This is a genomic window from Arthrobacter sp. SAFR-179, from assembly GCF_059414945.1.
Genome location: NZ_JBPFDM010000001.1, coordinates 196129 through 208535 on the forward strand (window position 1 = coordinate 196129; position 12407 = coordinate 208535).

Consider the following 12407-nt stretch of genomic DNA (forward strand, 5'->3'; position numbering starts at 1 on the left):
TATTCAGGCAAAGGTGAACCCTCCCCGAGATGGGACTTGGCAGCAGTCGCGGCGTGTGTGATTGCCGTCAACTGCCATCCCGCGTGACGCGTACTATCCCACCGGGTTGGCGGACTGGCAGGTCTGGTCGCTGCCGGTCTGGGCCACCACACCGCCGGGGGATTCACTGGACGACGGCGGCGCGGCGGGTTTGGTGCCCGTGGCAAAGTCAGTGCCGGCGTACAGCTGCACGCCCTGGATGTTCGCCACCTGCTGGATGCTGGCTGCCGGCAGGCCGAACAGCGCGGCCACATCCGCGGCGACGTCCTCGAAGCCTGCCGAGTAGTACACCATGGTCTTGTCCTGCGCCTGGGCCTGCAGCTTGGCCAGGTTGGTGAAGCCGGCGTCCGAGAGCAGTCCGGCGATGGCGTTGCTCCGCCCTGTTACGCCCGTGCCGTTGGCTACTGAGACGGGCTGCAGTGACTTGTCATAGGCGGGTGCCGCGGGAGTGGCGGGCGTCTCCGTGGGCGCGGCCGGGGCAGGCTGGCTCAGGTCCGGGCTGTTGCGCAGCGCCGCGAAGAAGTTGGCGGCCGCCGGTTCAGCCAGGGCCAGCCGGTTGGGGTCCTCCGGCGCCGGCATGGTGGGCGCAGTGATGAAGTTGACGTTGGCCGGATCGATGTTCTTCAGCCGGTTGACGATGGTCAGCAGCGACGGGACGGAGGACAGGCCCGAATCGACCGTCAGGTTCCTGGTGATGGTATCGGCGATCGTGAGGGTCTTCTGCGGGTTGCCCAGGGTTCCCTCTGACTTGAGCTTGCGGCTGAGCGAGGCCAGGAAGCCCTGCTGGGCCTGGATGCGGCCGAGGTCCCCGCCGTTGGCGAAGGCGTGCCGGGTGCGCAGGAACGCCAGGGCCTGTTCGCCCTGCACCTGGGAGGTGCCGGCAGGCAGGTTCAATCCGCTGTCAGGATCGTGCACGGCATCGCTGACGCAGACCTCCACGCCGCCCACGGCATTGGACAGTTCCTTCACCGCGTTGAAATCGGCCATCATGAAGTGGTCCACTTCCAGGCCGGTCAGCTTGTTCACGGTGTCCACCGCGCAGCCGATGCCCGCCTGTGCCATGGCGCTGTTGATCATGACGTCCTGTTGCACGGGGTATGACTGGCTGGTTTTGGGGTCCGTGCATTTGGGCACGTCCACCAGCAGGTCGCGCGGGAAGCTGACCACATTCACATGCTTGTTGTCAGCCGAAATGTCCAGCAGCATCATCACATCGGACTGCCCGTACCCGGAGGAGTCTTCCGCCGCGCCGTACCGGCTGTTGCTTCCGTCCCTGGTGTCCGAGCCCAGGACCAGGATCTGCAGGCGGTCCTTGCTGTCATTCACCGCCCCTTCGGTCCGCTGCCCGCCGGCCGTCAGCTCCGAGGTGCTGATGTTGGACTGCAGGCGCCATGCCCAGTAACCGCCGAAGGCCACGGCGCCCAGGAGCAGCAGGGACACCACGGCGGTAATGGCCTTCAGCCAGCGCGGGGTGCGTCGCACCGGACGACGGCGGACCGAGCTTTCGGCGTACAGGTCGCCTTGGCCGGGGTAGGCGGGGCGGCTGGTGCCAACCTGGTCCGGGCCGGGGGATTTTCTGGAACCGAACACGGCAAAATAACCTTCAAGAGGGGACGGATTTCCGCTACCCTACAGGCCCAAGCTGGCAATTCCCTAAGAACGGCGGCCCTCAGCCGCGCCGCCACCGTCCAGATAACGGCAAAGGGCGTACTCTTTTTTCTCGGCGGTACCCGCCCCGGAGATGGGCCCGGCCATGGGGGAAGCCCTGCTGTGCAGGTTGAGGAACGGACAGATGAATACAGGACAAAAGCAGCGCGTGACGGGCCGTCCTGCCCGGCGCGGGCTGGGCAAACTGGCGGTGTGGCTGGAGGATGACTCCCCGGGACGCCTCCGGCCCCTGATCCTGGCGGTAGTCCTCACGCTCTCGGCGATCGGACTCGTGGAGGTGGCATCGGCGTCGTCCGTGGAATCCGTGGCGGCAGGCAACAATCCGTACGATCTTCCGCTCAAGCAGGCCATGTGGACCGTGGCAGGCGTGGTGATCATGCTGGTGCTGGCGCGGATGCCCGTCCGGCGGATCCGGTGGCTGGGCTGGCCGCTGCTGATCGGTTCCCTGGTTGCCCTGGTGCTGGTGTTCACGCCGCTGGGTATGTCCGTGAACGGCAACCGGAACTGGCTGAGCGTGGGTGGTTTCACCGCGCAGCCGTCCGAATTCGCCAAGCTCTCGCTGATTGTGTGGGGCGCGGGCATCCTGGACCGGAAGCAGGCCCTGCTGGCTAATTGGAAACATGCCATTGTTCCGCTGGGTCCTGCCGGGGGACTGATCATGCTGATCGTGGGGCTGGGACACGACCTGGGCACCACCATGATCATCATGATGATCCTTGCCGCCACCATGTTCTACGGCGGGGTCCGGATGAAAGTGTTCTCGGTGGCCGGGCTGATCTGCGCGGTGGCAGCGCTGCTGCTCGCGGCCACCAGCGGCAACCGCATGGGCCGGATCTCCTCCTGGCTGGGCATGGGATCGGAGGAGGACGCGCAGGGAGTGGGCTACCAGGCGCAGCACGGCGCTTACGCCCTGGCCTCCGGCGGCTGGTTCGGCGTGGGCCTGGGGCAGAGCCGGCAGAAGTGGAACTGGATCCCGGAAGCCCACAACGACTTCATCTTCTCGATCCTGGGCGAGGAACTGGGGCTGGCCGGCACGCTGCTGGTGCTGGGCCTGTTCGCCATTTTGGCCATCGCGGTGTTCAAGACCATCGCCCGGACCACGGACACCTTCTCCAGGATCGTGGCCTGCAGCGTGATCACCTGGATCCTGGGGCAGGCGGTGATCAACATCGCCATGGTCAGCGGACTGCTGCCGGTGATCGGCGTGCCGCTGCCGTTCATCTCCTACGGCGGGTCGGCCATGGTTTCGTCGCTGGCCGGCATCGGGGTGATCCTGGCGGTGACCCGTCCGGGCCGCGCTGCATCCAGTCGGGCTGCGTCAGGCCGCGCCCCAGCACAGGTCCGGGAGCATGCGCACCAGCGGTAGCACCGGCGGGACTGTTCCTGCGGCGCCCATGACTGCCATCCGCTTCATCCTGGTTTTCGGGCTGGTCAGCTCCCTGATGGACATGGTCTACGAAGGGGCCCGGAGTGTCACCGGACCATATCTGGGTGCACTGGGCGCGTCAGCACTCCTGGTCAGCGTGGTCACGGGCGCGGGCGAGGCCGTGGCGCTGGTCCTCCGCCTGGTGTTCGGCCGGCTGGCAGACCGGCCGGGCCTGCGCTGGACGCTCGCCATCAGCGGGTATGCCCTGACCGCGGTGTCTGTGCCGTTGCTGGGAATCACCGATGCGCTGTGGATAGCCTGCCTGCTGGTCCTCACCGAGCGGCTGGGCAAGGCGGTGCGGAGCCCCGCCAAGGACACCATGCTGGCAGAGGCCGGATCCTCGCTGGGGCAGGGCAAGGCGTTCGCGCTGCACGAAGCGCTGGACCAGGTGGGGGCGGTGGTGGGGCCGCTGCTGGTGGGGGCGGCCCTGGCGCTTTCCGGCAGCTACGGGCCGGGGTTTCTGTTGCTCGCTGTTCCGGGGCTCGGCGCCATGCTGATCCTGTTGTGGCTGAGGCGCCGGGTTCCTGATCCTGCTGTCTACGAGGCAGCCGGCGGGCAGTCTATATCCGCCCAGCCAGCCGCCGGCCCGCAGCCCACTTCCGGGCAGCCAACCTCCGGCCGGCCGATCGCCGGGCAGCCCGACATCGCGAAGCCAGCCAAGCCCCGGCCCGCGATGCCCCGCGAGTTCTGGCTGTACGCCGCCTTCAGCAGCCTGACCATGTTCGGCTATGCCACGTTCGGGTTGCTGTCCTTCCACCTGGTGGCCACCGGACTCCTGGCGCCGGCACTGGTCCCGGTGCTCTATGCCGCAGCCATGGGAGTGGACGCCGTGGCTGCACTGGTTTCCGGCTGGCTCTTTGACCGGGTGGGGTTGAAGGTTCTCCTGGTCCTGCCGGTCCTGGCCGCAGCGGTCCCGTGGCTGGGCTTCAGCAACAACACCGCGCTGGCAGTGGCAGGGGTGCTGGTGTGGGGAGCGGCGATGGGTGTCCAGGAGAGCACCATGCGCGCCGGGGTCGCGGGGCTGGCGCCGCCGGCCCGGCGGGGGAGTGCCTATGGGATGTTTACCGCGTGCTACGGCCTTGCCTGGCTGGCCGGGAGTTTCCTTATTGGCCTGCTCTACGAATTCTCAGTTCCTGCCCTGGCGGTGACCGTCACGGTGGTCCAGGCCGCCGCATTGGTGATTTTCGCCGTCGTGCGTCGCCATGCCTCCGTCGGGGACGCTGGATCGCCGTCTTCGGGGAACCAAACTAGCTAGGCGACCGCCCCGGCGATCTCGGGGCACTCAGCGCAGCGGACGTCAGCAACCAGGGCGCCGGCGTCGTCCTTGTGGAAGTGCGTGACGTGATTGGTGGTTCTGCCGCAGGTGGGGCAGAAGCTTTGGCTTTGTTTTGTCCACATGCATGAATAATACGGAACGCCCCGACAAAGAGAAGATCGCAGGCCAAAGTATGTGGATCGCCGCACTTTTCCTTTACCGGATCTTGACCAAACCTGCTGGCGATCCTTCGGGGAACGCTGAGTTTGGCGGCATAGCTTGGGCTCATCAGGCAGTACGGAAGGAGCGCAGGACAATGACCATTACCGATTACTTCGTGGCTCTCGGCGGCATGCTGGCTTCACTCGGGTGTGCCGGGCTGGTGGCGGCAGGCCTTATCCGGTTCCGGGCGCGGCACTAGTCAAGGGCGCCGCACCAGTTGGGGCCGGGGCTCGGCACCAGGATTCTTCGCGGCAGTACTTACGCGATGGCTGGTGGCTCGAACCGCGTTACCGGCGCGCCGCTGGGCAGCGACCTCAGGATGCCCTCCGCAACGCTGCGGACCTTCAAGTTGCGGTGCCGCGAGGTGCCGGCGAGTTTGCCAAACGCCTCCGCGTAGGAACAGCGGTTCTGTGCCATGATCACGCCGCAGGCAACGTCGATGCTTGTCCTGCTCTCCAGAACCTGTTTCAGGTTGTCGCCCGCGCGGATGACGCCATGCACGTCAAGGGCCAGTTTCAGGCTGTGTGACGCCACCCCAGCGAACCAGGCTGCCTCGTCAACCACCCTGGCACTGAAAAAGTAGTCTGCCGGTCCCAGGAACACCAGCGCCCCGGTAGAGCCCGGCTGCAGTTCCAGGGGAACTGCCAGGGCCGCGCCAAAACCCCTGTCCATCAACCGCCTCCGGTACGTTTGCCACCGGGTCCCGCCCTGGTTGACCACTGCCGGCGCAGGCAGCGCCAACCCCATCGCTGCGGGGCCATCCCCGTTTTCGTCCTCCGCTGCCAGGCTCGCCGCGGCCGGCGTGCTCCCGGCGCTGGCAGGACAGGACCGTTGCCGGTGCAGCACGGTGGCACACTCAATGGCACTCCCGGCCGTGGCACTGATCCAGCGGGAGGCGGCAACGGCGAGCTGCTGCAGGGACGCTGCATCGTCGTCGGCCCCTGTCACCAAATCCAGCAGGAACCCCTGCCGCTCGGGCTCCGCGTTGTTTGCCGGGCCACCTGCCACCCTGCACCCCCGTATTGTCGTGCCCCTTGGCTGTGGTGCCGAGGGTTTCATAGAAACTTATGGGGCCGGCCGGAGGAGGGCACGAGTAGCCGGTACTCTACTTTTCCTCCGGCTACCTGCGCAGGTACTTGCCTTGCTTTTCAACGTTGTGGAGGTGGGGGCGGAACAAGTGGGCTAGCATGGGTTTGTTAGACAGCCAAGCAAGTAGGATATCGAAGGAATTCGCATGAACCCCCATGGTGCAAGCGAACGCTCCTGGTACGCGCCTGCTGCGGACGCACAGCCCGGAGCTGTCGACGTCATCAGCGCCCTCCGGGAATTCCGTAGTTCGGAAAGCGCCATGCGACGGCGCACCCGCTCCTCGGCCGCGATGGGGGAGACAGACCTGCTGGCGCTCCGCTACCTCATTGATGCAGATGCAGCCGGCGTTGGAATCCGCCCCACGGAACTTGCCGCCCGCCTGGGGATTACCTCGGCTTCGATGACCAGCCTCGTGGACCGGCTCGTGGCAAGCGGTTACGTTACCCGGGAGCCGCACCCGTCAGACCGGCGTGCCGTCATCCTTCGGCCAACGCCAGGAGCTGATGAGGAAGTCCGGCACAACCTCAACCAGATGCACAAGCGCATGCTGGAAGCTGCTGAATCGCTGTCGTCCGAGGAGATCAAGGCCGTCCTGCACTTCCTGGTGCGGATGCGGGAAGCGCTGGACTCCATTGATTCACGGGTGGGCGCTACTCCCCAGTAGACAACCAGCTAATCCTAGTTAGGCTAGCTACATTGTTAGTTAACTATCGGACGGTGGCGGATCGCATGACTGCAGTACTTGAACCTCAGGCGCCGGAACAGTTGATGCGTGCCGAGAGTAACGTTGAGCTTCCGTTTCAGTCGGCAGGGGACATGGAGCCCCGTGACTCGGCGGCACCCTTCCACTGCGGTGCGCCCATGACAGCAGGTCCGGTTCCCATAGCATCCCTGGGGTGGGCGCCGCTGGAGCTGGGCTCGGACCAATGGAGCTGTGCGTGTGGCCACACGGTGGATGACGGACCCGCCGGCGATCCGCTGGAAGCCGTCCGGTTGGCCTCGGCGCGGGTGGAGAGCCTGCAGTGGGAGCTTGACGCGGCCCAGGAGCGGTTCGGGAGCGTACTCCGGAGTGCTGCGAAGCTTGGGGCTGGGCGCGACGCGCTGAGCAGGGCCGCCGGCCTCACCGTTGAGGAACTTGAGGACGTCCTGCGCGCGGGTGTTCAGCTGCTGTAGTGCTGAAAAAAGCTCCGCCGCCCCGAAGTGCAGCCATCCGTTTGTTCAGATGCAGCTGCACTCCGGGCGGTTGGAGCGAGAAGCGAGGCGATGGGTCGGCCGGCTCTGGCCCGAAAATTGGGCTCGGCGAGCGGCCGGAAAATTTATGCGGCCAGGCGGCCTGCCGTTTGGCGCCGATGTCGGCGGTCGGCCAGCACACTGATGGTGCAGGATGCCTGGTCCGGATCGATTTTGGCGGGCAGGTGCCTTGTTTCAGAGCAGGCGCGGAGCATGTCCAGCGCTTCCTGGTCCACCCAGGCGCTGGAAATGTCCAGCTCCAGGTCCAGGCCTCCCCGGAGGGAGTTGGCACGCTTTGCCACGACATAGAGGGCGTTGATGCTGTGAATGGTGATATGCCCCGTTGCAATCACCTTGGCCTTGCTACGGTCCAGATCCACCCGGACCACGATGTTCAGCTTAGAGTTCAAGATGTAAAGCCTTCCCCGGCATTGGCTGCGACGCTGCAGCTTCTTGCGTGGCCTGTTTGCTTAAGCCTCAACTAGATTAGGCAATCAATGTGATCCACGCAACACGGGTGACGTTTATTACACCGAACGCAGTTTCCAATCAGTTTGAGGAGTACCCATGAGCACCGACCCCGCAGGAAAGCCGTCTGTCCTCTTTGTCTGCGTCCACAACGCCGGCCGGTCGCAGATGGCTGCCGCCTTCCTCACCTCCCTGTCCAGGGGTGCCATCGAGGTCCGCTCCGCCGGGTCCCAGCCGGCGGACAAGGTGAACCCGGCCGCCGTCGAGGCCATGGCCGAGGTGGGTATCGACATGTCCGCCGAGGTCCCGAAGGTGCTCACCACCGAGGCAGTGAAAGAATCGGACGTGGTGATCACCATGGGCTGCGGTGACGAGTGCCCCTATTTCCCGGGCAAGCGTTACGAGGACTGGGTGCTGGAGGATCCGGCCGGCAAGGGCGTTGACTCTGTCCGTCCCATCCGTGACGAGATCAAGGCACGCGTTGAACAGCTGATCACCGAGCTCCTGCCCGCGCAGCACGCGGACGCCCAGTAGTACCGCCATCGAAGGACAATTCATGAGTAAAGAGCAGTTGATCATCATCGGGTCCGGACCGTCCGGCTACACCGCGGCCATCTATGCCGCCCGCGCCGGCCTGAACCCCCTGGTCCTGGCCGGGTCCGTGACCGCCGGCGGCGCGCTGATGAACACCACCGAGGTGGAAAACTTCCCCGGCTTCCCCGGCGGCATCCAGGGTCCGGAGCTGATGGACGGGCTGCAGCAGCAGGCGGAAAGGTTCGGCGCGCGCATCGAGTACGACGACGCCACGTCCGTTGAGCTGAAGGGTCACCTCAAGCGCGTGGTCACCGGCGGCGGGGAAACCTACGAGGCGCCGGCCGTCATCCTGGCCACCGGTTCCGCGTACAAGGAACTGGGCCTGCCGGAGGAGAAGAAGTTCAGCGGCCACGGTGTTTCCTGGTGCGCCACCTGCGACGGCTTCTTCTTCCGCGACCAGGACATCATCGTGGTGGGCGGCGGCGACTCCGCGATGGAGGAAGCCACCTTCCTGACCCGGTTCGGCAAGACCGTGACCGTGGTGGTCCGCAAGGGCGAACTGCGCGCCTCCCGCATCATGGCCCAGCGCGCCAAGGACAACCCCAAGATCCGCTTCGCCTGGAACTCCGCGGTGACCGCCATCCACGGCGACGGCAAGGTCACCGGCGTCACCCTCACGGACACCCGCACCGGCGAGACCCGGCACCAGGACGCCACCGGCATCTTCGTGGCCATCGGACACCTGCCCCGCACCGAGCTGGTGGCAGGCCAGGTGGACCTGGACGAGGAAGGCTACATCAAGGTGGACGCCCCCACCACGTGCACCAACCTGACCGGTGTCTTTGCCTGCGGCGACGCCGTGGACCACCGCTACCGCCAGGCCATTACCGCGGCAGGCACCGGCTGCGCCGCAGCACTGGACGCCGAACGCTTCCTGGCCGCACTGGATGACGCCGCCAGCATCGCCACGGCGCTCGTGGAGGAACCAACGCACAGCTGAGCACCGCTGCCCGGGCACCCACGGTTGCCCGGGCAGCACGCTGCGCGGATGTCAGACGACTTCGGGAAGCCGCCCGGTTAATACTGAAACTGGAGCTGCGGACCAGCGCTCACGCTCCGGCTCGTAGGAGATCACCATCGATGCGTCGTTCTCGCGTGCCTCGTCAATGGCCAGCAGCAGGGCGTCCTCCATGTGCCTGGCGTATTCCAGCCGCTCCGGCATGGACCCCTGCAGCCCGCCGTCGTCAATCAACACGTGGCCCTTGCCGTCCACGATGACCTTCAATGAATACCCCTGGTCCTCATACAGGGACCCGCGGGTGGATGAAATCTCGGTGACCCGATCTGCCCGGACCAGCCCGTTGCCCAGCGTCCGGATCCATGCCTCACCCATGAATTGACCTTCCCTTGGATTGGGACGCGCTTCAGCGCCCCATAAGGCGAACGCTACTCCTCCACGCCGGTTTTGTGACCCCCTAATCCGCGTCCTGCCGCCAGCGAACAGGGGACCTGACGGCCGCCGCATTCAGCTACTCTTAGGCCAGAAACCCGCACGGGGCAGGCGACTATTAGGAGGCATGTATGTGGTCGAAGCTGGATGCCTACCTCTTCCCGCTGCCCGTTACCGCGGTCTGTCCCTCAGGGACCTTTGAGCTGGACGTCGCCTCCGGAAACATGCAGTGGTCCGAGGGCATGTTCGCCATTCACGGGCTGCGGCCAGGCGATGTGGTACCCACCTTTGACGTGCTGATGGCCCACAAGCACCCGGTGGACCGGGAACCGGTGCGGGCACTGTGGGCGGACCTGCTTGAGGGCGGCGGCCAGGGCGCACTCCTGCACCGGATCATGGACGCCCGGGGCAGGGAGCGGCGCGTCTTTTCGGCCATCCAGGCCGTCACCGCACCTTCCGGACGGGTGGAGCAGGCACGCGGCTTCATGGTGGACGTGACCCAGAGCCTGCGCATCGAGTCCCAGCATGCCGCGTCCGAGGCCATCGAGGGCGCGTTCGGGCACAAGGCGGTCATCGAGCAGGCGAAAGGCATGGTCATGGCCCTGCGCAGCCTGGATGCCGAGTCGGCGTTCCAGGTCCTGGCCGCCAGGAGCCAGCACGCCAACGTCAAGCTGCACCTCGTGGCAGAGGAATTGATTAACGCGGCGGCAAACGGCAAGGCCAGGGAAGTCCTGGAAGGGTACTGATTCCCGGCTAGCCCATGACCTGCTGGTCCACCCACCGCTCCAGCGGCGGCACCAGCAGCAGCACCGCCACACCGGCCACCATCAGGACGTGAACGAACACATTCCACGCCGTAGTCCCGACTGTTTCGCCCCCGCCAATGGCCGCGAACCAGAACGGCACCAAGGCCACAAGCCCAAGGGCCGCCGAAGCCAGGGCCGCGTATTCCCACCAGCTCCACCGGGCAAACAACCCCCACGTGGCAACCAGGAATCCCAGAACCGTCAGCAGCGCAAGCACCATGGTGATGTTCCACCAGATGCTGGACGTGTTCACGCCGCGGGTGGCGAACGTGGGCGTGATCCACAACCAGCTGCTTCCAGCCATTAAGAGGGCGATGCCGCCCATGGTGCGAAGAGTAAACATTGCCACCACCTCCACTATCCAGCGTCGTTGGCACTCGGGGCCGTGAGACAGGGCCGAACGGCCCGTTCAGTGTTCAGGTTTGAGCGTCCCGGACGCCTGGTTAACGGGAGGCCGGGGGACCTTCGGCACTTCTGGGCATGGCTGTTGTGCCGGACCCTGTTGGCATGGCGGACAGGACAACCACCCGGCCCAGCGGCAACCTTGGCTCGGCCATCGTCAACGCCCTGCTGCTGTACGGGATCAACATTTGGCCGGGGTGGCAGGTGCTGCCGTTCCTGACAGCGGACATGGACCGGGCCCTTGACCTCATCAACGCGTCCCTGATCGCGGGCATCATCGTGAACCTGGTCTGCGTGGTGATCCGCGCCCGGGCCCTCCTGGCACTGGGCAATATTGTTGTCATGGGCTTCGGAGTAGCTGCCATGCTGCGTCTGTGGGAGGTCTTTCCGTTCGACTTCGGCGACGGCTGGTCCGGCTGGCCGGTGGTGGTGCGGGTGCTCCTGGTGCTCGGGATCGTGGGCTCGGTCATCGGCGCCGTGGTGGAAGTGGTCAATCTGTTCCGCGCCCTGGCCGGATTCGAGCCCAAGCCCCGCTGAGCTGTTCCCGGTTGAGTCAGGTCCTGTGGTGTGAAGGGGCAGCCATAGGATAAATCTGATGACTTCCCTGGATGACTCCCCGCCCTTCAGCCTGCGCAGCATTGCCGTGGCCGCTTTCGGACCCACGCTGCTCTACGGGATCGGAACCGGCGCCATTCTTCCGGTGGTGGCATTGTCTGCCCGCGAGCTGGGCGCCTCGGTGGCCGTGGCAGCGTTGATCGTCACCCTGATCGGGCTGGGTTCCTGGTTCTTCAACCTGCCGGCGTCCCTGGTGACCCTTCGCTTCGGCGAACGCTGGTCCATCGTGGGCGCCGCCGTCGCTGCCGGCCTGGCGCTGGCGGCCGCCGCAACCTCCGCCGTGGCCCCGAACGGACTGTTGCTACTCGCGGTGGCCATGGCCGTCGTCGGGATGTCCGGGGCGGTGTTTGGCCTGGCCCGGCAGAAGTACCTCACGGAGGCGGTCCCGGTGGCGTTCCGCGCCCGGGCGCTGTCCACGCTGGGCGGCGTGAACCGCATCGGCGTCTTCATCGGCCCGTTCGCGGGAGCCGCGGCGATGCAGTTCTTTGGCATCGCGGGGGCCTACTGGGTGGGGGTGGTGGCCATGGCCGCCGCCGCGCTGCTGTCCCTCACCATCCCGGATCTTGCGACGCCGGACCTCCCCTTGGGCGGGGCCGCGGGCCCCCAGCCCACGCTTCGGAGCGTGGCGGTGTCGCATGCCGGCGTATTCCTTTCGCTGGGCGTGGGAATCCTGCTGCTCAGTGCGCTGCGGTCCTCGCGGCAGGTGGTGATCCCGCTCTGGGCGGACCACCTGGGCATGGACGCCACCTCCGCCTCCCTGATCTACGGGCTCTCCGGTGCCATCGACATGCTGGTGTTTTATCCCGCCGGGAAACTGATGGACCGCAAGGGGCGGCAGTGGGTGGCGGTCCCGTCAACGCTGCTCATGGGAACGGCGCTGCTCCTGATCCCGCTCACCGGTTCCTTCGTGGGGCTGCTGCTGGCGGCGCTGCTGATCGGCTTTGGCAACGGCATCAGCTCCGGGCTGGTGATGACCCTGGGCGCCGACTTCTCGCCGGACCGCGGCCGCGGCCAGTTCCTGGGGCTCTGGCGGTTCATGGCGGACGCGGGCTCCACCGGCGGCCCCGTCCTCCTCTCCGGGGTGACCGCGCTGGCCTCCCTGGGTCCGGGGATCTCAGCCACGGGCCTGCTGGGGTTTGCCGCGGCGGCCGTGTTCGCCGTCGTCATTCCCCGCCTGAAGCACCGCCGCAACTACTGACTCGT

General features: G+C 66.3%; 15 protein-coding genes. 9 read left to right on the top strand and 6 right to left on the bottom strand.

What is annotated here, in order from left to right:
• Positions 1-93: 93 nt before the first annotated feature.
• On the bottom strand, positions 94-1629 hold the full coding sequence (locus ACR65K_RS00995) for an LCP family protein (protein ID WP_440151006.1): 1536 nt from the start codon (positions 1627-1629) through the stop codon (positions 94-96).
• A 202-nt stretch (positions 1630-1831) separates the two neighbouring features.
• Here ACR65K_RS00995 and ftsW point away from each other — a divergent pair, with 202 nt between their 5' ends.
• Entirely contained in the window at positions 1832-3073 is a 1242-nt protein-coding gene (ftsW, locus tag ACR65K_RS01000; protein WP_440151007.1) for a putative lipid II flippase FtsW, read from the top strand.
• On the top strand, positions 3057-4388 hold the full coding sequence (locus tag ACR65K_RS01005) for an MFS transporter (RefSeq protein ID WP_440151008.1): 1332 nt from the start codon (positions 3057-3059) through the stop codon (positions 4386-4388). Before ftsW ends, ACR65K_RS01005 begins: the two co-directional genes overlap by 17 nt.
• Here ACR65K_RS01005 and ACR65K_RS01010 read toward each other — a convergent pair.
• Both ACR65K_RS01010 and ACR65K_RS01015 read right to left on the bottom strand, forming a co-directional pair.
• Complete coding sequence (locus ACR65K_RS01010; RefSeq protein WP_156386093.1) at positions 4385-4531, bottom strand: hypothetical protein; 147 nt, start codon at positions 4529-4531, stop codon at positions 4385-4387. The genes ACR65K_RS01005 and ACR65K_RS01010 overlap by 4 nt on opposite strands.
• A 337-nt stretch (positions 4532-4868) precedes the next feature.
• Positions 4869-5618, bottom strand: coding sequence for an ANTAR domain-containing protein (locus tag ACR65K_RS01015; protein WP_440151009.1), 750 nt, complete (start codon positions 5616-5618; stop codon positions 4869-4871).
• Between the two features lie 226 nt (positions 5619-5844).
• Here ACR65K_RS01015 and ACR65K_RS01020 point away from each other — a divergent pair, with 226 nt between their 5' ends.
• Positions 5845-6363 carry a MarR family winged helix-turn-helix transcriptional regulator gene (locus ACR65K_RS01020; RefSeq protein WP_056329338.1) on the top strand — a complete coding sequence of 173 codons (519 nt, stop codon included), beginning with the start codon at positions 5845-5847 and terminating at the stop codon, positions 6361-6363.
• A gap of 65 nt (positions 6364-6428) precedes the next feature.
• Positions 6429-6872 carry a hypothetical protein gene (locus ACR65K_RS01025; protein WP_440151010.1) on the top strand — a complete coding sequence of 148 codons (444 nt, stop codon included), beginning with the start codon at positions 6429-6431 and terminating at the stop codon, positions 6870-6872.
• Positions 6873-7015: 143 nt separating this feature from the next.
• Here ACR65K_RS01025 and ACR65K_RS01030 read toward each other — a convergent pair whose 3' ends face one another.
• On the bottom strand, positions 7016-7339 hold the full coding sequence (locus tag ACR65K_RS01030) for a hypothetical protein (RefSeq protein WP_056329339.1): 324 nt from the start codon (positions 7337-7339) through the stop codon (positions 7016-7018).
• 157 nt (positions 7340-7496) lie between these two features.
• Here ACR65K_RS01030 and ACR65K_RS01035 point away from each other — a divergent pair, with 157 nt between their 5' ends.
• Together ACR65K_RS01035 and trxB are read left to right on the top strand one after the other, a co-directional pair.
• On the top strand, positions 7497-7931 hold the full coding sequence (locus ACR65K_RS01035; RefSeq protein WP_056329342.1) for an arsenate reductase ArsC: 435 nt from the start codon (positions 7497-7499) through the stop codon (positions 7929-7931).
• Between the two features lie 22 nt (positions 7932-7953).
• On the top strand, positions 7954-8931 hold the full coding sequence (gene trxB, locus ACR65K_RS01040; protein WP_440151011.1) for a thioredoxin-disulfide reductase: 978 nt from the start codon (positions 7954-7956) through the stop codon (positions 8929-8931).
• A gap of 51 nt (positions 8932-8982) precedes the next feature.
• Here the strand turns inward: trxB and ACR65K_RS01045 are convergent, their stop codons facing one another.
• A complete protein-coding gene (locus ACR65K_RS01045) occupies positions 8983-9324 on the bottom strand; it encodes a hypothetical protein (protein WP_440151012.1) in 342 nt (113 codons plus the stop codon).
• Positions 9325-9512: 188 nt separating this feature from the next.
• Here ACR65K_RS01045 and ACR65K_RS01050 point away from each other — a divergent pair, with 188 nt between their 5' ends.
• Complete coding sequence (locus ACR65K_RS01050; RefSeq protein WP_440151013.1) at positions 9513-10127, top strand: PAS and ANTAR domain-containing protein; 615 nt, start codon at positions 9513-9515, stop codon at positions 10125-10127.
• Between the two features lie 7 nt (positions 10128-10134).
• Here ACR65K_RS01050 and ACR65K_RS01055 read toward each other — a convergent pair whose 3' ends face one another.
• Entirely contained in the window at positions 10135-10530 is a 396-nt protein-coding gene (locus ACR65K_RS01055; protein ID WP_440151014.1) for a hypothetical protein, read from the bottom strand.
• A 164-nt stretch (positions 10531-10694) separates the two neighbouring features.
• Here ACR65K_RS01055 and ACR65K_RS01060 point away from each other — a divergent pair, with 164 nt between their 5' ends.
• Positions 10695-11126 (top strand): hypothetical protein, encoded by a 432-nt coding sequence (locus ACR65K_RS01060; protein WP_440151015.1) that lies wholly within the window; start codon positions 10695-10697, stop codon positions 11124-11126.
• A 58-nt stretch (positions 11127-11184) separates the two neighbouring features.
• Positions 11185-12402 carry an MFS transporter gene (locus ACR65K_RS01065; RefSeq protein ID WP_440151016.1) on the top strand — a complete coding sequence of 406 codons (1218 nt, stop codon included), beginning with the start codon at positions 11185-11187 and terminating at the stop codon, positions 12400-12402.
• Positions 12403-12407 lie beyond the last annotated feature (5 nt).

Bases quoted from the DNA above. Each gene is read 5' to 3' on its own strand.
- ACR65K_RS01025 (WP_440151010.1), top strand. From the start codon at position 6,429: ATGACTGCAGTACTTGAACCTCAGGCGCCGGAACAGTTGATGCGTGCC.
- ACR65K_RS01055 (WP_440151014.1), bottom strand. From the start codon at position 10,530: ATGTTTACTCTTCGCACCATGGGCGGCATCGCCCTCTTAATGGCTGGA.
- ACR65K_RS01065 (WP_440151016.1), top strand. From the start codon at position 11,185: ATGACTTCCCTGGATGACTCCCCGCCCTTCAGCCTGCGCAGCATTGCC.
- ACR65K_RS01005 (WP_440151008.1), top strand. From the start codon at position 3,057: ATGCGCACCAGCGGTAGCACCGGCGGGACTGTTCCTGCGGCGCCCATG.
- ftsW (WP_440151007.1), top strand. From the start codon at position 1,832: ATGAATACAGGACAAAAGCAGCGCGTGACGGGCCGTCCTGCCCGGCGC.
- ACR65K_RS01035 (WP_056329342.1), top strand. From the start codon at position 7,497: ATGAGCACCGACCCCGCAGGAAAGCCGTCTGTCCTCTTTGTCTGCGTC.
- ACR65K_RS01045 (WP_440151012.1), bottom strand. From the start codon at position 9,324: ATGGGTGAGGCATGGATCCGGACGCTGGGCAACGGGCTGGTCCGGGCA.
- ACR65K_RS01060 (WP_440151015.1), top strand. From the start codon at position 10,695: ATGGCGGACAGGACAACCACCCGGCCCAGCGGCAACCTTGGCTCGGCC.
- trxB (WP_440151011.1), top strand. From the start codon at position 7,954: ATGAGTAAAGAGCAGTTGATCATCATCGGGTCCGGACCGTCCGGCTAC.
- ACR65K_RS01020 (WP_056329338.1), top strand. From the start codon at position 5,845: ATGAACCCCCATGGTGCAAGCGAACGCTCCTGGTACGCGCCTGCTGCG.
- ACR65K_RS01010 (WP_156386093.1), bottom strand. From the start codon at position 4,531: ATGTGGACAAAACAAAGCCAAAGCTTCTGCCCCACCTGCGGCAGAACC.
- ACR65K_RS01050 (WP_440151013.1), top strand. From the start codon at position 9,513: ATGTGGTCGAAGCTGGATGCCTACCTCTTCCCGCTGCCCGTTACCGCG.